The 21152-nt window shown below is 74.4% G+C and carries 19 protein-coding genes; 11 read left to right on the top strand and 8 right to left on the bottom strand.

The genetic code is table 11. From position 1 onward, the window contains the following. Nucleotides 1-65: 65 nt before the first annotated feature. Complete coding sequence (locus tag AB0I29_RS04095) at nucleotides 66-923, bottom strand: UbiA family prenyltransferase (protein ID WP_357478328.1); 858 nt, start codon at nucleotides 921-923, stop codon at nucleotides 66-68. Between the two features lie 67 nt (nucleotides 924-990). Here AB0I29_RS04095 and AB0I29_RS04100 point away from each other — a divergent pair, with 67 nt between their 5' ends. The 9 genes from AB0I29_RS04100 to AB0I29_RS04140 all read left to right on the top strand — a co-directional run bounded on the left by AB0I29_RS04100 (nucleotide 991) and on the right by AB0I29_RS04140 (nucleotide 8627). Then, nucleotides 991-2076, top strand: a complete 1086-nt coding sequence (locus tag AB0I29_RS04100; RefSeq protein WP_285102259.1) for a 3-oxoacyl-[acyl-carrier-protein] synthase III C-terminal domain-containing protein — start codon at nucleotides 991-993, stop codon at nucleotides 2074-2076. A 1-nt stretch (nucleotide 2077) separates the two neighbouring features. Then, the gene (locus tag AB0I29_RS04105) at nucleotides 2078-2605 is read left to right on the top strand and encodes an isoprenylcysteine carboxyl methyltransferase family protein (RefSeq protein ID WP_285102258.1); all 528 of its coding nucleotides are present in this window, start codon (nucleotides 2078-2080) and stop codon (nucleotides 2603-2605) included. A 5-nt stretch (nucleotides 2606-2610) separates the two neighbouring features. Then, on the top strand, nucleotides 2611-3762 hold the full coding sequence (locus AB0I29_RS04110) for an NAD(P)/FAD-dependent oxidoreductase (RefSeq protein WP_357478333.1): 1152 nt from the start codon (nucleotides 2611-2613) through the stop codon (nucleotides 3760-3762). A 118-nt stretch (nucleotides 3763-3880) separates the two neighbouring features. Continuing rightward, complete coding sequence (locus AB0I29_RS04115; RefSeq protein ID WP_285102256.1) at nucleotides 3881-4906, top strand: acyl-CoA desaturase; 1026 nt, start codon at nucleotides 3881-3883, stop codon at nucleotides 4904-4906. Between the two features lie 103 nt (nucleotides 4907-5009). Then, nucleotides 5010-5378 (top strand): LapA family protein, encoded by a 369-nt coding sequence (locus AB0I29_RS04120; RefSeq protein WP_285102255.1) that lies wholly within the window; start codon nucleotides 5010-5012, stop codon nucleotides 5376-5378. 131 nt (nucleotides 5379-5509) lie between these two features. Continuing rightward, a complete protein-coding gene (locus tag AB0I29_RS04125; protein WP_357478338.1) occupies nucleotides 5510-6043 on the top strand; it encodes a toxin-antitoxin system HicB family antitoxin in 534 nt (177 codons plus the stop codon). A gap of 105 nt (nucleotides 6044-6148) precedes the next feature. Further along, nucleotides 6149-6988 carry a DUF4097 family beta strand repeat-containing protein gene (locus tag AB0I29_RS04130; RefSeq protein WP_285102253.1) on the top strand — a complete coding sequence of 280 codons (840 nt, stop codon included), beginning with the start codon at nucleotides 6149-6151 and terminating at the stop codon, nucleotides 6986-6988. Nucleotides 6989-7023: 35 nt separating this feature from the next. Continuing rightward, nucleotides 7024-7866: an ATP-binding cassette domain-containing protein gene (locus AB0I29_RS04135; RefSeq protein WP_357478341.1), complete on the top strand. Its 843-nt coding sequence runs from the start codon at nucleotides 7024-7026 to the stop codon at nucleotides 7864-7866. Continuing rightward, nucleotides 7863-8627 (top strand): ABC transporter permease, encoded by a 765-nt coding sequence (locus AB0I29_RS04140; protein ID WP_285102250.1) that lies wholly within the window; start codon nucleotides 7863-7865, stop codon nucleotides 8625-8627. Before AB0I29_RS04135 ends, AB0I29_RS04140 begins: the two co-directional genes overlap by 4 nt. A 94-nt stretch (nucleotides 8628-8721) precedes the next feature. On the opposite strand, the gene AB0I29_RS04145 is transcribed toward AB0I29_RS04140, so the two are convergent. Both AB0I29_RS04145 and AB0I29_RS04150 read right to left on the bottom strand, forming a co-directional pair. Next, nucleotides 8722-9441, bottom strand: coding sequence for an ABC transporter permease (locus tag AB0I29_RS04145; RefSeq protein ID WP_285102249.1), 720 nt, complete (start codon nucleotides 9439-9441; stop codon nucleotides 8722-8724). A gap of 35 nt (nucleotides 9442-9476) precedes the next feature. Then, nucleotides 9477-10373 (bottom strand): ABC transporter ATP-binding protein, encoded by an 897-nt coding sequence (locus AB0I29_RS04150; protein WP_357478346.1) that lies wholly within the window; start codon nucleotides 10371-10373, stop codon nucleotides 9477-9479. Nucleotides 10374-10536: 163 nt separating this feature from the next. On the opposite strand from AB0I29_RS04150, the gene AB0I29_RS04155 reads away from it, so the two are divergent. Further along, nucleotides 10537-11715, top strand: coding sequence for a histidine kinase (locus tag AB0I29_RS04155; RefSeq protein WP_285102245.1), 1179 nt, complete (start codon nucleotides 10537-10539; stop codon nucleotides 11713-11715). Here the strand turns inward: AB0I29_RS04155 and AB0I29_RS04160 are convergent. Both AB0I29_RS04160 and AB0I29_RS04165 read right to left on the bottom strand, forming a co-directional pair. Further along, complete coding sequence (locus AB0I29_RS04160; RefSeq protein WP_357478349.1) at nucleotides 11699-12871, bottom strand: GDSL-type esterase/lipase family protein; 1173 nt, start codon at nucleotides 12869-12871, stop codon at nucleotides 11699-11701. The genes AB0I29_RS04155 and AB0I29_RS04160 overlap by 17 nt on opposite strands. Before the next feature lie 14 nt (nucleotides 12872-12885). Next, nucleotides 12886-13455 carry a WHG domain-containing protein gene (locus AB0I29_RS04165; protein ID WP_357478352.1) on the bottom strand — a complete coding sequence of 190 codons (570 nt, stop codon included), beginning with the start codon at nucleotides 13453-13455 and terminating at the stop codon, nucleotides 12886-12888. Nucleotides 13456-13683: 228 nt separating this feature from the next. Here AB0I29_RS04165 and AB0I29_RS04170 point away from each other — a divergent pair, with 228 nt between their 5' ends. Further along, complete coding sequence (locus tag AB0I29_RS04170) at nucleotides 13684-14892, top strand: TerC family protein (protein ID WP_357478355.1); 1209 nt, start codon at nucleotides 13684-13686, stop codon at nucleotides 14890-14892. On the opposite strand, the gene AB0I29_RS04175 is transcribed toward AB0I29_RS04170, so the two are convergent. The 3 genes from AB0I29_RS04175 to AB0I29_RS04185 are packed head-to-tail and all read right to left on the bottom strand — an operon-like array spanning nucleotide 14889 to nucleotide 21151. Beyond that, nucleotides 14889-16934 carry an FAD/NAD(P)-binding protein gene (locus AB0I29_RS04175; protein WP_357478357.1) on the bottom strand — a complete coding sequence of 682 codons (2046 nt, stop codon included), beginning with the start codon at nucleotides 16932-16934 and terminating at the stop codon, nucleotides 14889-14891. The two genes, AB0I29_RS04170 and AB0I29_RS04175, sit on opposite strands and share 4 nt — an antisense overlap. Next, complete coding sequence (locus AB0I29_RS04180; RefSeq protein WP_357478360.1) at nucleotides 16931-18964, bottom strand: hydantoinase B/oxoprolinase family protein; 2034 nt, start codon at nucleotides 18962-18964, stop codon at nucleotides 16931-16933. Before AB0I29_RS04180 ends, AB0I29_RS04175 begins: the two co-directional genes overlap by 4 nt. Before the next feature lie 3 nt (nucleotides 18965-18967). Further along, nucleotides 18968-21151, bottom strand: coding sequence for a hydantoinase/oxoprolinase family protein (locus AB0I29_RS04185; RefSeq protein WP_357478363.1), 2184 nt, complete (start codon nucleotides 21149-21151; stop codon nucleotides 18968-18970). Nucleotide 21152: the final 1 nt, after the last annotated feature.

Raw genomic sequence — 21152 nt, forward strand, 5'->3', positions numbered from 1 at the left:
TCCCGAGTCAGGGCATTGATTCGCCGGGTTCTCCACCCTACGCGCCGAGGGCGGGCCGACCGGGTTCAGGGCACCACGGCGATGTCCGGGGCGGCCAGCGCCAGCAGCACCACGCACACGACGGCGACGCACAGGCTCAGCGCGAACGGTGCGCGGCTGCGGGGCCGGGTCACGGCCACGGCTCCTGCGGCCAGGGCCAGGACGACGGCGACCACGCCGCCGGCCCAGGCCGCGGGTGCCGGGGGCCCGGCCGGCCCGACGACCACGACGGCGACCGCCGCGGTCAGGAGGGCGGGGGCGAGCACGCCGGACGCCCGGCGGCCGAGCCGGTGGGGCAGGCCGCGCACGCCGGTGGCGGCGTCGTCCTCCAGGTCGGGCAGGGTGTTGGCGACGTGCGCGCCCACGCCGAGCAGCGCGGCGGCGAGCACCGCCCAGGCGGCGGGGACGCGCGGGCCGGGCGCGGCGAGCACGACGAAGACCGCCAGCAGGCCGAACGAGAGCGCGTAGGGCAGCCAGGACCAGGGGGTGGACTTGAGCCGGGCGTTGTAGGCCCACGCCCCGGCGACAGCCACCAGGTGGGCGGCCCCGGCGGCGAGGCCCGCCGCCAGCGACGTGACGACGCAGACGGCGAGCGCCGCGAACGCGGCGCCGCGCAGGGTGGCCGCGGTGACGAGCCCTTGCACGACGGGCTTGTCGGCGCGGTGCACGGCCAGGTCGCGGGATGCGTCGATCCAGTCGTTGGACCAGCCGACGGAGAGCTGGCCCGTGCCGACGGCCACGGCGACCAGCGCGACGACGCCTGCTCCGGACCCGAGGGCAGCGGCGAGCCCGGCAGCCAGGGCGGTGACCACGGCGGCGGGCGCGGGGTGGCTCGCGAGCACGAGGCCACGGCCGAGGCGGCGGGCATCGGTGCCGGTCATCATGGGCGGCACGGTAGTCCTGGTGGGCGCTCCCCGCGCGGCTGGGCTGGTCCTGGGTCAGGATGCTTAGGTGTCGCGCGTCGTAGCGGTCGAAGCGGTCCTGCCTCGGTACGTCTACGCCCAGGAGGCGATCACCGAGGCCGTGGCGCCCCTGGTGACGCCGGACCCGACGCGGGCCGCGCTGCTGAGGCGTCTGCACGCGAGCGCCGGCGTGCGTAGCCGGCACCTGGTGCTGCCGCTGGAGGAGTACGCGGGCCTGGGGTCGATGGGCGCGACCAACGCGGTGTTCGTCCGGGAGGGCACGCTGCTCGCGGAGCAGGCCTGCCGCCGGGCGCTGGCCGCGGCGGGGGTCGAGCCGGGGGAGGTCGACCACGTGTTCGCCACCTCGGTCACGGGGGTGGCGGCGCCGTCGCTGGACGTGCTCCTGTCCGAGCGGCTCGGCTTGCGTGGGGACGTGCGGCGCACGCCGTCGTTCGGTCTGGGCTGCGCGGGCGGCGCGGGCGGGCTCGCGCGGGTGCACGACCACCTGCTGGGGCGGCCGCGTGACGTGTCGCTCCTGGTCGCGGTCGAGCTGTGCTCCCTGACCCTGCAGCACGGCGACGACTCCGCGGCCAACCTGGTGGCGTCCGGGCTGTTCGGCGACGGCGCGGCGGCGGCCGTCGTCGTGGGCGCGCAGCACCCGCTGGCACGGGCGACGCCGGGCCGACGGCCGACGGCCCGCGTGCTGGACACCCGCTCGCAGCTCTACCCCGGCACCACGGACGCCCTGGGCTGGGAGGTGCGGGACACCGGGTTCGCGATCGTCCTCTCGGCCGACCTGCCCGACCTGCTGGGCGCGCACCTGCTCGCCGACGTGAAGGGGCTGCTGGCCGACCACGGCCTCACACCCGCCCAGGTGCCCACCTGGGTGGTGCACGCGGGCGGGCCGCGCGTGATCGACGCGGTGCGGGACGCCCTCGGGCTGTCCGAGGACGCCGTCCGGGAGAGCCGCGCGAGCCTGGCGGCCGCCGGCAACCTCTCCTCGGTGTCCGTGCTGGACGTCCTGGCCAGGACCCTGGAGAACGCCGAGGCCCCGCCCGGCTCGCCCGCCGTGCTCATGGCGTTCGGCCCCGGGGTGTCGTGCGAGCTGGTGCTGCTGCGGCTGGAGGGGAGCTGAGGTGCTCGGGTTCTACGTCGCGCTCGTGGCGGCGACGGGCGTGGAGCGCCTCGCCGAGCTCGTCGTGTCGGCCCGCAACGCCCGGTGGTCGTTCGAGCGCGGCGGTGTCGAGTCGGGCCGGGGGCACTTCCCGGCGATGGTGGCGCTGCACACCGGGCTGCTGGTGGCGTGCGTGGCGGAGGCGGTGCTCGCCGACCGTCCGTTCCTGCCGTGGCTGGGCTGGCCCATGCTCGTGCTCGTGCTCGCGAGCCAGGCGCTGCGCTGGTGGTGCGTCGCCACGCTGGGGCACCGCTGGAACACCCGCATCATCGTGGTGCCCGGCCTGCCGCTCGTGTCCGGCGGGCCGTACCGGTGGCTGCGCCACCCCAACTACGTAGCCGTGGTGGTCGAGGGGATCGCGCTGCCGCTGGTGCACACCTGCTGGGTCACGGCCCTCACGTTCACCGTGCTGAACGCGGTGCTGCTCGCCCGGTTCCGCATCCCGGCCGAGGAGCGGGCGCTCCGGCAGGCCGTGCCCGGGCCGGGGTGAGCGGCATGGGCCGGGCCGCCGCGGACGTGGACGTCCTGGTGGTGGGTGCCGGGCCGGTGGGCCTGGCCGCGGCCGTGCACGCGCGCGCCGCCGGACTCGACGTGCTGGTCGTGGACCACCGGGCCGGTACCCTCGACAAGGCGTGCGGCGAGGGCCTGCTGCCCGGCGCGCTGCGGGCCGTGCAGGCGCTCGGCGCCGACCCGCCCGGACACGTGCTGACCGGGATCAGCTACCGGGCGCCCGGGCGGCACGCCGACCACGAGTTCACCGCCGGACCCGGGCGGGGCGTGCGGCGCACCACCCTGCACGAGGCCCTGCGGGCGCGCGCCGCCGACGTCGGCGCCCACCGCACGTGCGGGCGGGTCACCGTCCTGCGGCAGGACGCCGCGGGGGTCGAGATCGAGGTGGCGCCCGGCCGAGCGGACGACGGCCACCCGGCCCGGGACGCGGCCGACGGCGACGCGGGCACGGCGGGCGCACCGATCACCGTGCGCGGCCGCTGGCTGCTGGGGTGCGACGGCCTGCACTCCGCGGTCCGCCGCCTGGCCGGGCTCGACGTCCGCCCGGGGCCCGGGGCCGGCCGGGGAGCCGGCCGGCCGGCCGGCAGCCGGTACGGCCTGCGCCGGCACTTCGCCGTCACGCCGTGGACCGACCTCGTCGAGGTGCACTGGTCGCCGCACGCCGAGGCCTACGTGACACCGGTCGCCCCCGACCTTGTCGGCGTCGCGCTGCTCGCACCCCGCACCGTGACCGGGGCGGGGTTCGACACGCTGCTGCGCTCGCAGTTCCCGGAGCTCGCCGCCCGGCTCTCCGGCGCGACGGCCACCGGGACCGTGCTCGGCGCGGGCCCGCTGCGGCGCCGGTCGCGGCGGCGCACCGCGGGACGGGTACGGCTGGTGGGGGACGCGTCGGGCTACGTCGACGCCCTGACCGGCGAGGGGGTCCGGGTGGGCCTCGCGCAGGCGGACGCCGCCGTCCGCCACCTGGAGGACGCCGAGGCGTACGAGCGGGCGTGGCGCACGGTGACGCGCGACTACCGCGTGCTCACCACGGGCCTGGTCGCGTGGGCGTCGGGACCCGCACGCGGCGCCGTCGTGCCCGCCGCGGCCCGGCTGCCGTGGCTCTACGGTGCCGTGGTCGACCGGCTGGCCCGCTGAACGAGGTGCGCAGGGGTACCGTGGGAAGGTGGGCGAACGAGGGATCGGCCCGCCCGATCCGAGTGAGCATCCGGTACCGGCCGTCACCGCGGCCCCCCGCCGGCCCGCCAGGCGCGTGGTGCGTGACTACTCGGTTCTGGCGAAGGTGGTGCGGGAGTCGGGCCTGAACCGGCGGCAGTACGGGTACTACTGGACGCGCCTGGTCGCCACCGTCGCCGCCTTCGGGCTGGTCTGGACCGCGATCGTGCTCGTGGGCGACTCGTGGTGGCAGCTCCTGCTCGCCGTGGCGCTCGCCGTCGTGCTGGCCCAGCTCGCGTTCCTCGGCCACGACAGCTCCCACCGCCAGATCTTCCGTTCCCGGGCGTGGAACGACTGGACCGGCCGCGTCCTGGCGAACGCGTTCGTCGGGCTGAGCCACGCGTGGTGGACCACGAAGCACGACGCCCACCACTCCGCCCCGAACCAGGAGGAGAGCGACCCGGACATCTCGCCCGGGGTCATCGCCTTCACGCCGGCGGTCGTGGCGAGCCGCGACGGCTGGCGCCGCTGGTTCGCCCGCCGGCAGGGCTGGTTCTTCTTCCCGCTGCTGACGCTCGAGGGGCTCAACCTGCACGTGGCCAGCGTGCGCACCGTGCTCGGCAAGGCGCCCGTGCTGCACCGCGCGGTAGAGGCTCCCGTGCTGCTGACCCGCCTGGCCCTGAACGTCGCCGTGCTCCTGATCCTGCTGCCGCCCGCGATCGCGGCCGCGTTCCTCGCGGTGCAGCTCGGCCTGTTCGGCGTGCTGCTGGGCGGCGCGTTCGCCCCCAACCACAAGGGGATGCCGATCGTCCCGCCCGGTACCGAGATCGACTTCCTGCGCCGGCAGGTGCTCATGTCACGCAACATCCGGGGCAACGTCGCGGTCGACTTCTTCATGGGCGGCCTCAACCGGCAGATCGAGCACCACCTCTTCCCGAGCATGCCCCGGCCCGCGCTCCGGCGCGTCCAACCCCTGGTGCGCGAGTTCTGCTCGACCCTCGGCGTGACCTACACCGAGGTGGGGTTCTTCCGTTCCTACGGGATCGTCGTCCGCTACCTCAACGACGTCGAGCACCGCGCCCGCGACCCGTTCTCCTGCCCGCTGGCGACCCGGCTCGGGCGCTGAGGCGGCCGCGTCCCGCCCCGGTACGAGGGGCGTAGAGTCGAACGTATCCGGGCGAACGTGCCCCGCTTGAGGTGCGCGGGCCCGGAACCGCAGGGAGGCCGTCATGGCCACCGTCCCCACCCCCACCCCGCCGCTGCCCTCCGCCACGAACGGCAACCCCAACCGATCGGGCCACGACACGCTCGGGTCGAGCCACATCCGACGGACCAGCACCCACTCCGTCAAGGCGTCCCGCAGCCGAGCCGGGTGGCTCTGGGCCGGCAGCTGCCTCGCGGCGCTCGTGCTGGTCGCCCTGATCATCTTCATGCTGCAGAACACCCAGCTCGTGCTGGTCTCGTTCCTGGGCATGCAGGGCACGGTCCCGCTCGCCGTCGCACTGCTCATCACGGGGGTCGGCGTCGGCATCATCGCCCTCGTCATCGGCACCATCCGCAGCGCTCGGCTCCGGCGCCGCATCCAGCGCGGCAACTGAGCGATCCCAGCGCTGCCCCTCCCCTCCGAGGGGGTGCGCGACGGGGCGCACCACGGCCGGGACACCAGCATGGTGTCACGAATGACGTCAGAGGCCTTGCGGTGGCACCATGATGGTGTCATAGTGGTGCCATGGACCTGAACCGATACGCCGACGAACTGCAGCGCCAGCTCGCGACGGCCGCCGCCGCCGGTGGTGACGACGCCCGCGAGCTCGCCGCCCGCCTGACCGCACCGCTGGACGCCGCCGCGCGCCTCGTCCTGCTCAGCGCGCTGTCGGACGCCGCCGGGGAGATCTCGGCCGAGCTCGCCCCGGGTTCGGTCGACGTGCGGCTGCGCGGCGGCTCCCCGGAGTTCGTGGTCACCGCCCCTGCCACCACTCCGGCGCCCGCGCCGGATGCGGCCGCGCCGGCATCCACCCAGGCCCCCGCTGCGGCGTCGGTCGCGGTGGAGGGCGAGGCGGGCGCCACCACGCGCACCACCCTGCGTCTGCCCGACCACCTCAAGGCGCAGGCGGAGCTCGCCGCGGCACGCGACGGCGTCTCGGTCAACACCTGGCTCGTGCGGGCCGTGGCCGCCGCCGTCGAGCGGCCGCCCGGTCGCCCGGCCACGCCGACCAGTCCCGAGCAGCGCGCCAACAGCCGCGTCACCGGGTGGGTGCGCTGACCGCACGCGCGACCGCGCGCCGCGGCACCATCCGCCCGCACACGTGACACCACAGCGACACCACAGACATCACCACCACCGTTCACACCGCCTTGGAGCCTTGCCATGCCTACCTTCCCCGCCCCCCACCCGGTCCCCGTCGTCGTGGACGTGCCGTTCGGCAACCTGCACGTCGTCGCCGGCGAGCGGGACGACGTCGTCGTCACGGTGCTGCCCACCGACAAGAAGTCCGGCAGCGTGCGTGCCGCCGAGGAGATCCGCGTCGAACGGGACGGCGACGCCGTCACGATCACCTACCCGAACTCCTGGAAGCAGTACGTGCTGCCGTTCGCGGCTGGCACCGCCGACATCACCGTCGAGCTGCCCGCGGGCTCCGAGCTGCGCGGCAAGACCGGCTCGCTCTACGCCGAGGGCAGCCTTGCGACCGTCGACCTGACGCTCTCGTCCGGCAACGCCACCCTGGACGACGTCGACCGCCTCACCCTCAAGGTCTCGGCCGGGTCGATGTCGGCCCGCCGGGTCGCCGGACCCGCCGACGTCAAGGTGAGCGCCGGCTCGGTGCGCGTCGACGAGATCGCGGGGGACGCCACGATCCGCGCGAGCAACGGCACCACGACCGTCGGCGCCGTCACCGGCACCCTCCAGGTGCACGGTGCGCACGCCGACATCATGGTCAGCCAGGTGCGCGGCACCCTCACCGTGAAGTCCGCGCACGCGGGCATCCGGGTCAACAACCTGGAGTCCGGCAGCGCCACGCTCACCACGTCCTACGGCACCATCGAGGTCGGCGTGCCCGAGGGTGTGGCCGCCTACCTCGACGTCGCCTCCGAGCACGGCAGCGTCCGCAACCACCTGACCCCCACCGAGGGCCCGGTCGAGAACGAGTCGACCGCCGAGATCCACGCCAGCACCGGCTACGGCGACATCGTCGTCCGCCGCCCCTGACCCCAGAGATTTCCCCCAGCGAAGGAGAACTGGACATGACCACCGACCAGGCCACGGCACCCGCCATCCGGGTGCACGGCATCGAGAAGTCCTTCAAGGACCTGCACGTGCTGCGCGGCGTCGACTTCGACGTCGCGGCCGGCAGCATCTTCGCCCTGCTCGGCTCCAACGGCGCCGGCAAGACGACGCTCGTGCGGATCCTGTCGACGCTGCTCAAGGCCGACGCGGGCACCGCCACCGTGCACGGCTTCGACGTCGGCACCCAGGCGGGCGACGTGCGTGAGTCGATCAGCCTGACCGGGCAGTTCGCCGCGGTCGACGAGATCCTCTCGGGCCGGGAGAACCTGGTGCTCGTGGCGAAGCTGCGCCACCTGCCCGACCCGGGCGCCGTGGCCGACGGCCTGCTGGCCCGCTTCTCGCTGACCGAGGCGGGCGGCCGCAGGGCCGGCACGTACTCGGGCGGCATGCGTCGCCGGCTCGACATCGCGATGAGCCTGATCGGCAACCCGCCGATCATCTTCCTCGACGAGCCCACCACCGGGCTGGACCCGCAGGCCCGCATCGAGGTGTGGCAGACCGTCAAGGAGCTCGCGAACAACGGCACCACCGTGCTGCTGACCACGCAGTACCTCGACGAGGCCGAGCAGCTCGCCGACCGTATCGCGATCCTGCACAAGGGCACGATCATCCAGAACGGCACCCTGGCCGAGCTCAAGGCGCTCCTGCCGCCGGCCAAGGTCGAGTACGTGGAGAAGCAGCCCTCCCTCGAGGACGTGTTCCTCACCCTCGTCGGCGAGCCCGACCCGGCCGAGCCCGGCACCACCACCTCTGACGACACGACCAGCGGCACCGCCGCGGCAGGAAAGGAAACCCGATGACCTCCCACGTCCTGGGCGACACCGGTGTGCTCACCGGCCGTTCCCTGCGCCACATCCTGCGCAGCCCCGACACCATCATCACCACGGCCGTCACGCCGATCGCGCTGATGCTGCTGTTCGTCTACGTGCTCGGCGGCGCCATCAACACCGGCACCGGTGAGTCGTACGTCAACTACATGCTCCCCGGCATCCTGCTCATCACCATCGCCTCCGGCATCGCGTACACCGCCTACCGGCTGTTCCTCGACATGCAGGGCGGCATCTTCGAACGCTTCCAGTCCATGCCGATCGCGCGCTCCAGCGTGCTGTGGGCGCACGTGCTCACGTCCGTGGTCTCCAACCTGATCTCGGTGGCGATCGTCATCGGCGTCGCGCTGCTCATGGGGTTCCGCACCGGGGCCTCGCTGCTCGACTGGCTCGCCGTGGCCGGCATCCTGGTCCTGTTCACCCTGGCCCTGACCTGGCTCGCGGTGATCGCCGGGCTCTCGGCCAAGACCGTGGACGGCGCGAGCGCGTTCAGCTACCCGCTGATCTTCCTGCCGTTCATCAGCTCGGCGTTCGTGCCCACCGAGACGATGCCCGGCCCGGTCGCCTGGTTCGCGGAGAACCAGCCGGTGACCTCGATCGTGGACACCATCCGGGCCCTGTTCGCCCAGCAGCCCGTCGGCAACGACATCTGGATCGCGCTCGCCTGGCTCGTCGGCATCCTCGTGGTCGCCTACGGCTTCGCGATCGCCGGGTACAAGCGCAAGATCAGCTGACGGCGTCGGCCGGCGAGAAGAGCGCCGCGCCGTCCGCCCCACCCCAGGGAGCGGACGGCGCGGCGCCGTCGTGCGACCGATCCAGCGCCGCGGCTCAGCGCCGCGGCTCCCAGCGGAACATCCGCAGGGCGAGCGTGACCGCCACGACCACCCAGGCGAGCGTGGGCGCGAGCAGCGGCAGCGAGTCGGTGAGCGGCACGCCGCCGTTCCAGGCGTTGACGATCAGCTCGGTGGCCGCCCCGCCGGGCAGCAGCCGCTTGAGCAGCGTGAGGTCCTCCGTGCCGGTGATCCCCACCCAGCTCGTGACGGCCACGACCCCCAGGCTCAGGGGCAGCGAGGTGACCTGGGCGTGCTCGGGGGAGTTCGTGATCCCCGCGGTGGCCAGCCCCAGGGCGAGCATCATGACGAACGTCGCGACGACGGCCACCACCAGGAGCGCCACGTCGGCGGGCCCGTCGCTCAGCCCGGCGAACACCGCGAGGATCAGCCCCACCTGGACCGCGGACAGGACGCTGATCGGCAGCACCAGGCCGGTCAGGATCGACGCGTCGCCGGCGGCGGTGGAGCGCAGGCGCTTGAGGAAGAGGTCCTGGCGGCGGGCGGCCAGGGTGGTCACCGTGGTGGCGTAGAGGCTGAACGCGGCGATGGTGAAGACGATGACGGCGCCGATGTAGCCGAGGCTGCCGATCTGCTCGAACGTCTCCCGGAACCGGATGAAGAAGACGCTGGCGGCCACGGGCATGATGAGACTGGTGATCAGCACCGCCCGGTTGCGGAGGATCTGGATCAGCTCGCTGCGTGCGATGGAGAGCATGGTGGTGTTTCCGTTTCTCGGGGCTCGGGTCGGGGTCAGGCGGGGACGGGTTCGGCGTCGATGGCGCGGAACACGTCGTCGAGCCGGGTCGGCGCGGCGGACAGGCCGACCAGCTCGACCGAGTGCGCGTGGGCCCAGTCGAGGAGCAGCTTGAGGTCCTTCTGCAGGTCGAACGTCTCGATCTGGTAGGACCCGTCGGCCTGCGGCGCGGCCTGCAGCAGCGGCGCGGGCGCACCCGGCGGGAGCGAGAACTGGATGGCCGCGGGCAGGGTGCGGGTCAGCTCGGCGACGGTGCCCTCGTGGCGGAACGTGCCGTTGTGCATCAGGCCGATGCGGTCGGCGCGCTGCTGCGCCTCCTCCAGGTAGTGGGTCGTGAGGACCACGGTGGACCCGTCCTCGCGGAGCTGCTCGACGGCGTCCCACAGCGCGTCGCGCGACTGGATGTCCAGCCCGGTCGTCGGCTCGTCGAGGAAGACCAGCTCGGGCCGTCCGTACACGGCGGTGGCGAAGTCGAGCCGCCGCTTCTCGCCGCCGGAGAGCTGCGACACCCGGGTGTCGGCCTTGCGGGTGAGGTCGACGACGCCCAGCACGCGCTCCGCCGAGTCGGCACGGCCGCTGAGCTTCCCGATCAGGCGGACGGACTCGGCGACGGTGAGGTCGGGGGAGAACCCGCTCTCCTGGAGCATGATCCCCATGCGGGCGCGCACCGCGCGCCGGTCGGCGGGGTCCTTGCCGAGCACGCGCACCGTGCCCGACGTCGCCTTGCGGTGGCCCTCGACGACCTCCAGGGTCGAGGTCTTGCCCGCGCCGTTGGTGCCCAGCAGCGCGTACAGCTCGCCCTGCTCCACCTGGAACGAGAGGTCCTTGACCGCGTGGAAGTCACCGTAGGTGACGTTCAGCCGGTCGATGTCGATGGCGGGGGTTGTCGTCATGCCCTCCAGCACACCCGCCGCGGTCGTTCCGGACCAGTGTGCTGACGTCAGGTCCGCGGCATGACATCCCGGGGCGGAACGTATGACGCAGCGTCACTGCTGCGCCCGCGCGCGGCGACCATACTGGGAGGGGTCCCCTGCCGATCGACGAGACGACCCACCCATGAACGCTGGATCTGCTCGCCCGGGGCGCGGCCCGTTCCCGGCGGCCCCCTGGTCGCCCGCCGCCACCAGGGTCTCGCGGCGCCGGTTCCGCACGCTCAACCTGTCGATGATGCTGCCGCTGCTCGTCGCCGTCGGCGTGTTCATGCTGGTGCGCCAGGCACAGACGGCGCTCGACGCCGTCGTCCTGGGGCTCGGGATCGTCGCGGTGGTGGTGGCCTTCGAGCGCTGGACGGTCGGCGAGATCAACCGGGTCGCGCTGCCGTGCCTCCTGGTGGCCGCCGCGGTCTGGCCCTACGGGGTGCTGGCGATGGACGGCGACCCGCAGGCGGCGTACTACTCGCTCGCCGTCATCGGCGGCATGAGCGTCGCCCAGCTCCCTCGTCACCGTGCCGCGGCGGCGGTCGGGATCGCCGCCTACGTGGCGGCGGTCGGTGCGCTGGGCCTGGCCCGCACCGCCGACCCCGGGGTGGACGGCCTGCTCGCGAACGTCGTCATCCCGACCGGGGTCACCGTGGTGCTGATCGGCCTGATGTTCCCCAACAAGGGGTTCTACGACGTCATGGCGGAGCTGGAGGAGGCGCGCGAGCGCGACGCGGAGCTCGCGGTGGTACGCGAGCGGATGCGGTTCGCGAGCGACCTGCACGACATCCAGGGCCACACCCTGCACGTGGTCAAGCTGAAGATCGCGCTGGCGAGCAAGCTGCTGCACAGCGACACCGCACGCGTGGAGCAGGAGCTGCGCGAGATGTACACCCTGGTGGGCGACACGATCGCGCAGACCAAGGAGCTGGCCTACGGGCAGCGCAAGCTGAACCTGTCCGCGGAGCTGGAGAACGCGCGCAACCTCATGGAGGCGGCCGGGATGCGCGTGCGCGTGGACCGCCGGGCCGACGCCCACGCGACCGACCTCCTGGCGCAGGTGCTCCGGGAGACGACGACGAACATCCTGCGGCACTCGCGGGCCACGCTGGTCCGTATCGAGCTCACGGAGCACGGCCTCACCGTGGTCAACGACGGCGTCGCGGACGACACCCTCCCGGAGCTGCGCGGGCTCGCCACCCTCCGGCGCCGGGTGGCGGACGACGGCGGTGAGCTGACCGTGCGGATCGAGGACGGCCGGTTCGTGACGGCCGCCGTCTTCCCCGCGCCGGCGCGGGCCGCTACGCCCGCGCCGTGACGCCGGCGGACCGCCCGAACGGCCCCGTCTCCGCGAACGCGTGGTCGGCGAACCGCTCGCCGATCAGCCCGTGGGTCGCGGTGTCGGGGTGCAGGGCGTCCGGCAGCGGGTGCGCGACGGCGTCGTCCGCCCCGTACAGGGTGGTGCCGTCGAGATAGTGCAGGTTCGGGTCGTCCGCGCGGCGCTTGACCACCGAGGCCAGCGCGTCGCGGATGACCCGCAGGGTGAGCTTGCCCTGCTGCTGCTCCTCGCTGCGGCCCGTGGCGACGAAGCGCACGTGGTCGGTGCCGAGGGTGTCCGGGTCGACGGCTCCCGGGCCGGGGGTGTCCTCGTGGATGCCGCAGAAGATGGGCGAGACCAGCAGGAGCGGCGTGGTCGGGTGCCCGTCCCGGATCGTGTCCAGGAACCCGTGCACGGCCGGGACGAAGGTCCGCAGCCGCATCCCGTCGAGGTTGACGACGTTGATGCCGAGCTTGACGCTGATCAGGTCCGCGGGCGCGTCCCGGATCGTGCGCGCGACGAACGGGTCCACGAGTGCGTTGCCGCCGAACCCGAGGTTGCGCAGCTCGACGTCCCCGCGGCGCGCGGCGACGGCGGGCCAGACCTGGGTCGGCGTGCTCGCGTTGGAGCCGTGGCTGATCGAGCTGCCGTGGTGCAGCCACACGCGGCGGTCCGGCTCCACCGGGGCGACCGGCTCGTCGGTGCGCAGCCCGATCAGCTCGACCGACTCGTTGTGCGGCAGCCAGATCTCGACGAGCTTGTCGCCGGCGGGCAGGTCGTCGAACGTCGTGGTGTGCGAGGGGCCGGGCCGGAACTCGGTGGCGCCGGTCTGCAGGTCGGCGAGGATCACGTCGCCGTCGTCGAGCGGGCTGCTCGCGACGGGCGCGCCGTCGACCACCAGGTCGACGCTGCCGCGCGGGCGGTCCGCGCCGCGGTAGGCGAGCCGCGACGGGTGGGTCTCGAGCGCGACGGTGCGCGCCGTCGTCGTGAAGACCACGCGGACGCCGGAGGGCTGGGCCTCCATCATCAGCAGGTGCGGGTCGGGGAACTGCGTGCGCGCCCACTGCGGGAGACGGTGCGGGCGCAGGCCCCGGGCCGTGGTCTCGACCTCGGCCGCGCCGTGCACGAGGGACGGGGTGAGGGGTGTGCTGAACATGGGGTGCTCCTCGTTCATTCGGTGGGCCAGGCCCGTAGGAGGGTGTCGAGCGCGACGACCGCCCGGCGCCACGACGCCTCGGGGTCCGGCTCGCTGTGGTCGAAGCTGCCGATGCGCTCAAGCGCCAGGTAGCCGTTGATCGTGCTGCCGAGCAGCCGGGTCACGTGCACGCGCTCGCCCGGCGGGATGTCGTAGCCGCGCAGCACGGCGTCGGTGAGGGCGACGATCGACCGGGCGGCGTCGGAGGCGACCACCGTGGGACCCGCCCGGCGCTGCAGTGCCTGCCACCGGCCCGGCGACTGCCGGGCGAACGCGCGGTGCGCCTCGGCCAGGCCCTCGAGCGCGGGCAGCCCGGAACGGCCCGCGACCGCCTCGGCGACCCGGGCGGTCAGGTCCGCCAGGGCGACGGCGCTGACGCCGTCCAGGAGGGCCGCATGGTCCCGGACGTGCGAGTACAGGCTGGGCGTGCGGACGCCGAGGCGGCGGGCGACCGCCGAGAGCGTGACTGCCTCCAGCCCGCTCTCGTCGGCCAGCGCCGCCGCCTCGGCGATCACCGAGGCGGACGTCAGGGGTGCGCGGGTCATGGACCCAGCCTACACCCTATAGGTTGTGGCCTACTGGCTTTCGGCCGCGGCACCACGGTTGTCGTCGTTCGTTTCCGACGTCGACAAGGATCCATGCGTTCGACGAGAACCGAGCGGCGTCCGCGGGGTAACCTCGGAGGCCTCGCCTCGTCCGGACACCAGCCACCTCGTTGCCCGAACCCGTCGCGGGCACCGAGCGGCTCTGTCCCTCGACCGAAAGCAGGCCGCATGGATGTCTCGCCGCTCGTCTGGACGCTCACGGTCGCAGGGATCGTGCTGCTGCTCCTCTTCGACTACTTCTTCCACGTGCGCAAGGCGCACGTCCCCGGGCTGAGAGAGGCCGCGATCTGGTCCTCGATCTACGTGGGGATCGCCCTGCTCTTCGGGGTGGGCGTGCTGGTGCTGGGTGGGGTCGACGCGGGGTCGGAGTACTTCTCCGGCTACATCACGGAGAAGGCGCTGTCGGTCGACAACCTCTTCGTCTTCCTCATCATCATGACGAGCTTCCGCGTGCCGCGGGAGGACCAGCAGAAGGTGCTGCTGTTCGGCATCACGTTCTCGCTGGCGGCGCGCACCGGGTTCATCTTCCTGGGCGCCGCCCTGATCAACTCGTTCGCCTGGGTGTTCTACCTCTTCGGGCTGATCCTGCTGGTCACGGCCGGCAACATGCTCAAGCCGGAGAGCTCGGAGTCGCGGCACGACGAGAACATCGCGGTGCGGGTCGCTCGCAGGCTGTTCCACACCAGCCCGGACTACGACGGCGACAAGCTGTTCACGATCCACGACGGCAAGCGGGCGCTGACCCCGATGCTGCTGGTCATGGTGGCGATCGGCGGCACCGACCTGCTGTTCGCGCTCGACTCGATCCCCGCGATCTTCGGCCTGACGCAGAACGTGTACATCGTGTTCACCGCCACCGCGTTCTCGCTCCTGGGCCTGCGCCAGCTCTACTTCCTGCTGGACGGCCTGCTCGACCGGCTGATCTACCTCTCGTACGGGCTCGCCATCATCCTCGCCTTCATCGGGGTCAAGCTGGTGCTCCATGCGCTGCACGAGAACAACGTGCCGTTCATCAACGGCGGCGAGCCGGTACCGGTCTTCGAGATCAGCACGGGCCTGTCGCTGACCGTGATCATCGGCGTGATCATCGTGACCGTGGTCGCCTCGCTGTGGAGCAAGGCGGGGCGTGCGCAGACCGCGATCGCCAACGCCCGCCGCCACGCGACGGAGTACCTGGACCTCGGCTACACGGCCGACCACGCCGAGCGCATCCGGGTCTACGCGGCGCTGTGCGAGGAGGAGACGACGATCAAGAACCTCGGCGAGAAGTACCGCCAGAAGGCCCGCGACGAGAGCGAGCTCATGGACCTCCTGCACCGCGCGCACGCCGAGCACGACGAGTCGGTGCGCCGGGCGGTCCGGGACGGTACGGCCTAGCCCGCCGCGGGGGCCGGACGGCGGCGGGCACCGAGGATCTGTTCCGCCGCCACGTCCGCGCCCGCGAGCAGCGGGGACGGCACACCCGGGCTGGCCCCGATCGCCGATCCCCGCTGCACGGCCTCGGCGGGGATACCCAGCACGACGATGCGCTCGTCGACGCCGCCCGTGGCGTCCACGAGCGCGCAGCCGTCCCGGGTCACGTCGAGGCTCTCGGACGGGACCGTGCCGCCCGCCGCCGTGGGCAGCGGGTGGCGGCGGGCCCGGCCGGAGTCGAGCAGGGTCCGCAGCAGCGGGTCGTCGGTCGGGCTCACGGCGCCCCGGTGCATCCGTGTCTCGATCAACGCCCGCGTGCGGACGGCGTCGCGTACCCGGCTGCGCGCGACGAACGCGCCGTCCTCGACCTCGATCCGCGTGTCCTCGCCGAGCAGCTCCACGATGCCGGCCCGGACGAGCGCCAGGAGCTGGGCCGTCCGCCGCGGGGGAGGGCCCGAGGCGAGCGCCAGGCCGAGCGGGATGAGCACACCCTCGCCCGTCGACTCCAGGGACGTGCCGTCGACCACGCCGGCCCGCGTGAGCCGGGCGACCTCACCGCGCAGCGTCTCCATGGCCTGGTTGACCCGGGCGCGCGGTGAGGTGAGCGGGGTCGCGACCGACTCCTGCTCGTCACGGACCCAGCGCTCGACCCACGCGGGCCAGTCGGCCGGGGCGACCAGCGGCGGCCGGTCGGCACGCGCGGGGTCGACGGCGTCCGCCGGATCGACGACGAGGGCGGCCGCCACGCGCACCGGGTCGTCGGAGCCCTCCACGAGTTCCGCGAGGCCGTCCGGCGTCAGGCCCGGGCGCAGGGCGGACGGTCGGTGCTCGGCGAGCGCCGTCAGGTGGGCGAGCACGAGCTCGGCGGCCATCAGGGGCCAGACGTCGCGCGCCAGGTCGAGCACGGGCCGTCCGCCCGCGCGACCAGCCAGGGCGGCGAAGCGCTCGCGCGTCGCGATCCGCGCCGGGTAGGGCACGGGCGGCCCGTCGGCGAGTGCGCCCTTTCCCCGGTACGGCAGCCCGCGCCGCGACCCGGCGAGCAGGTGCGGCTCGTTGCCGCTCGGCACGTAGCGCAGGGCGTCGCCCGCGTGCGGCCCGTCGGCTCCGCCGTCGTCGCAGGAACGGCCCGAAGCGTCGGTAGGCGCGCCGGTGGCAGCGTCGACGAAGTGCCCGCCGCGTCCCACGGTCAGCAGCGCGAGCACGTCAAAGAAGTTGGCGCCCAGGCCCGCGACCAGCACGTCCTCGCCCGCGGGCACGGCGGCCCAGTCCCGCTCGGCGGGCATGCCCGGCTCGACGTAGACCAGGCCGTGGGTGCGGGCGGCGTCGGCGAACCGCTCGGTCCGGGCGGAGCGGCGGGCCTGGATCATGCCCTGTGCGAGCACGACGACGGGGGTCGTCAGGAGCGTCGGGGCGCTCGGGACAGCCGGGTGAGCGGAGGCGCTCGCGGCGGCGGGTCCGGCGGGCGCGGCGTCCGGGCTCGGGGCGAGCGCGACCTCCCGTAGACCGGACCCGGCAGCGCGCACGTCCACGACCGTGCCGTGCACCGGCACCACCTCGATGCTCCCGCGACGGGCGGCCTCGTCGAGCTGGTCCAGGTAGTAGACGCCCTGGAGCCGCCGGGTCGGGTACGAGCCGGGGCCGAGCCCGCGCGCCTCGTCCCGGGCCCAGGCGGTGTCCGACGTCGCCGCGCGCGCCCAGTCGACGAGGTCCGGCCCGGCCACGACCGGGCCGCTCATGGGGGTCGAGGCGTCGGCGTGGACGGTGGTGCGCGCCGCCCACGTGTTGTTCAGCAGCAGCGCGGACTGGTCGGTGCGCCACGTCGCCCCGGCGCCCACCTCCACACGGTCGACGACGGCGACGCGCAGCACGGGCAGCGTCTCGTCCGGCGCGGCGCCCCAGGGAGCATCCGGCCGACGTCGTGCGGCGAGCCGGGCGACGACGGCGACGGCCCGCGGGCCCCCGCCCACGATCACGGCGTCGAACGGCGCCGCGGATGCGTCGCTCACGCGGTGCCGGGCGTCGGACCGGCCACGGCCGTCACCGCCTCCGCGAACGCCCGCTCGGCCGCGACCGATGCCGCCTCGGAGGCGGGCACCCCGGGGAACCGCTCGGGCAGCCCGGCCAGCACACCCCCGAGGATCTCCCGGCGCCGTGCCGCGCGCGTGGTCGTCGGCAGCGTGCGCAGGTAGGCGTCGAGCCGGTCGGCGAGCACGGAGGGAAAGACCCGCTCCCAGCGCTCCCGCTCGGGTCCGAGCGAGTGCGCGCGGCCACCATCCGCCGAAACGGAACGCCCCGTCCGTTCTCCCGAAACGGAACGCCCCGCCCGTTCCGCCGCGGTCGCGGCCGTGTCCACCACGCCGTCGCGCACCACGACCCCGTAGGCCTCCAGCGCGGCCTCGACGGTAACGAGCCCCGCGGCGACATCGGCCAGCACGGCCTGCTCCGCGCGCTCGAGCGGGTCGCCGTAGCCACCGGCGCCGGAGGTGCGCAGCACCACGCGGTCGCCCGCGCGCAGCGGGTGCACGTCCACGACGGACAGCCGCCGCTCGTCGGTGCGTCCTTCGTTGACCACGAGCTCGGTCAGGGCGCCGGGCCGGCCGCCCGCGAAGCCCCAGGGGCGGAAGCGCAGCCGCTCCAGCCCGCGGGCCAGCAGCCCGCCGTCGGTCAGCGCCTCGAACTCCAGCTCCAGGCCGGAGCCGCCCCGCCAGCGTCCGGCGCCGCCGGAGTCGGCGCGCAGCGCGTAGCGCAGCACGCGCACGCTCACGTTCGCCTCGACGGTCTCGACCGGGTTGTTGGAGAGGTTGGAGATGCCGGAGTCGCGGCCGTCCGCGCCGTCGGCGCCGTGCCGCGCCCCGGTACCGCCGACCATCGGTTCGACGACGTCCACGCGGGACCCGTCGGCGGCGGCGAACACGACGGGCACGACCAGCCCGCTGGAGGCCGCGGGCAGCACCTCGGGCGCGGCCTGGACCAGCGCCCCGGACACCACGTCGTTCACGCGCGAGGTCGTGGCGTGCCGCACGCCCGTGGCGGCGGTTCCGGTCGCGTTGAGCAGCGTGCCCTCGGGCGCGGTGAAGCCGATGACGTCCATCAGCCCGCCGTTGAGCGGCACGGCCGGGTCGAGCGTGCCGACGATCGCGAACAGCCGCGTGACCACCCACGAGTGCGCGCGCCCGAACGTCACCATGTTCAGCGCGGCCTCGACCTGCGGGTCGGTGCCCGTGAGGTCCAGGTGCACGGCGCCGTCGTCGACCGTGGCGGTGACCACAACGCGCAGAGGCACGCCGCTCACGCCGTCGTTGTCGAGGAAGTCCTCGAAGCGGTAGGTGCCGTCGGCGAGGGTGCGCAGGGCGCTGCGGGCGCGGGCCGCGCTCTGCTCGCGCGCGAAGGCGCCGACGTCGGCGAACCCGGCCGGGCCGAGGTCGGCGGTGAGCTCGCCCACCCGCCGTCGTCCGGTGTCCAGCGCCGCGAGCATCGCGTGCAGGTCGCCCCGGTTGGCCTCGGGCGTGCGGGAGTTGGCCGCCAGGATCGCCTCGACCTCGGGGACCACGGTCCCGGCGCGCACGTACCGCACCGGCGGCACGCGCAGCCCCTCGGCGAACACGGAGTCGTTGAGCACGCTCACGGAGGAGGGCACGCGCCCGCCGACGTCCGACACGTGCACGAACGCCCAGCCGTAGCCGACCAGCTCGTCGCCGTCGAAGAACGGCGCGATCGCGTGGACGTCCGGCAGGTGCGTCGAGAGGCCGCCGGAGAGGTAGGGGTCGTTGGTCAGCACCACGTCGCCGGGCGCCAGCGGCCCGTTCGCGGTCGCGGCCTCGATCGCGGGGGTCAGGTCGAGCCCCACGAAGCCGGAGACGCCGACGTCCTGCGGGTAGGCGACGAACCGGCCCGACAGGTCGGCCACGGCGCACGCGAAGTCGGCGGCGTCGCGCACGTACAGGCTGCGGCTCGCGCGCCGCAGGGTCAGGCACATCTCCTCGACCGCGGCCTGCAGCCGCGTGTGGGCGACGTCCTTCTCGACCGTCGTCAGCACGGCTCAGCCCTCCTCGTTCTTGGTGGCGGCCTCGGCGCCGGACCCGGCAGGGCCCCGCACCAGGTGCAGGTTCCCGCCGTCGTCGGTCGTCGCGGTCCACCCGGCCGGCACGAGCACCGTCGTGTCGGGCTTCTCGATCACCGCGGGTCCGGTCACGGACGCCTCGCCGTCCTGCGCGAGCGTGTGCACGCTCGCCGGGCGCGGCGTGCCGTCGTACCGGACGTCGCGCGCGCCGGTCTTCACGAACGCCGCTCCGCCGTGCCCCGGCCGCACCTCGCCGAGGCGCACGCTGACGCTCGCGCGGAGAGTCTCGGCGCGCACGGTGGCGGTGGGATCCACGAACCCGTGGACCCGCTCGTGCTGCTCGGCGAAGCGGCGCAGCACGGGCTCGATCTCCAGGCGCAGCGGCTCCGCCCCGGCCCCGTCGGTCGGGCGCTCGGCGAGCACCACCTCCAACGTGGTCGGCTGGCCCGCGTAGCGCAGGTCGGCGCTCAGCGTGACGGTTCCCGCCGCGGCGACGTCCTGCGTGCGCAGCCAGTCCAGCACCTCGCGCTCCAGCCCGGCCGACGCCGCCGTGAGCGCCTCGGCGTTCTGCTCGCCAACGACGGTACGCACCGTGCGCGCGACGTCACGTCGGATCGGGGCGATCGCTGCGCCGAGCGCGCAGAACGTCCCGGCCGCGGCGGGCACGAGCACGCGGCGGACGCCGACCTCGTCGGCCAGCAGCGCGGCATGCGTACCGCCCGCCCCGCCGAACGCGACGAACGTGTACCGCTCGGGCACCTCGCCGTGCGCGGCCAGCACGGTCCGCAGGCGCGCGGCCATGCCGACCGACGCGACGCGCAGGGCGGCGTCGGTGACGCCGTCGGCACGCGCGGGCCCGGGGTCCGACCCCGACACCTCGCCGTCCCGCAGCTCGTCCGCCACCCGCGCCAGCGCCGCCGTCGCGAGGTCCGCGCGCAGCGGGAACGTGCCGCCCAGGAACGTGGCCGGGTCGATGACGCCGGCGTGCACGTAGGCGTCGGTCAGCGCGGGCTGCGTGCCGCCCGCGCCGTACGCGGCCGGGCCGGGCACGGCACCGACGCTCGCGGGGCCCACGCGCAGCACCGGCCGGGCGCCAGACCGGTCGGCGCTGACCACGGAGCCGCCGCCCGCGCCGATCGCGGACACCTCGACCACGGGCGTCATCAGAGGGTGCGGCCCCACGGTGGCGGTCGTGGTGAGCACGGGGCGGCCGCCGCGCAGCACGCCGATGTCGCTGCTCGTGCCGCCCATGTCCACGGTGACCATGTCCGTGCCGGGCCACGCGGTCGCGGCGGCGGACACCCCGCCGGCCGGCCCCGAGAGCACCGTCTGCACGGGGCGCCGGATCGCGTCCTCGATGGACACCGAGCCGCCGTTCGACGTGGTGATGTAGACGCGGGCGTCGATCCTCAGGCGGGACAGGCGTTCGCGGAGCGCGGTGAAGTAGCCGGTCATCAGCGGCGTGATCTGGGCGTCCAGCAGGGCCAGCGTGGTGCGCTCGTACTCGCCGGCCTCGGGCCACACCGCGGCGGCCGACGTCACCGGGACGTCCAGGGCGGCGGCCAGCCGGTCGGCCAGCCGCTGCTCGGCGTCGCGGGCGGCGTAGCCGCCCACCAGGCTCACGGCCACGACCTCGGGCGCGACGGCGGCCAGCCGCTCCACGAGCCGGCCCAGCTCGGCGTCGTCCACCCCGTCGGCACCGGCGCCGTCGCCGACGGCGGCGCCGTCCGCGGCGAACCGCTGCGCCACCTCCAGCACGTGCTCGCGCGGCACGATGGGCCGCGCGGGGGTGGCGTGCAGGTCGAACGACCGCGGCATCCGCGCGCGGGCGATCTGCAGCACGTCCCGGTGCCCGGCGCTGGTCACGAGCGCGGCCCGGGCCACGCGGCCCTGGAGGATCGCGTTGAGGCCGATGGTCGTGCCGTGCGCGACGGCGGCGACGTCCTCCACCGCGATCCCGCGCGCCAGGAGCTGGGCCAGCCCGGTCTCGACCCCCTCGGAGGGGTCGTGCGGGGTGCTCGGCACCTTGTGCGTGATCGCGTCGGCTGGCGACCACGAGGCGCCGTCGCCAGGGACGGCGACCAGGTCGGTGAACGTGCCGCCGACGTCGATGCCGATGCGCCAGCGACGGCGGCCTGCGGGGACAGCCACGGGGGATGACATG

The sequence above is a fragment of the Promicromonospora sp. NPDC050262 genome, assembly GCF_040655935.1.
GTDB lineage: Bacteria > Actinomycetota > Actinomycetes > Actinomycetales > Cellulomonadaceae > Promicromonospora.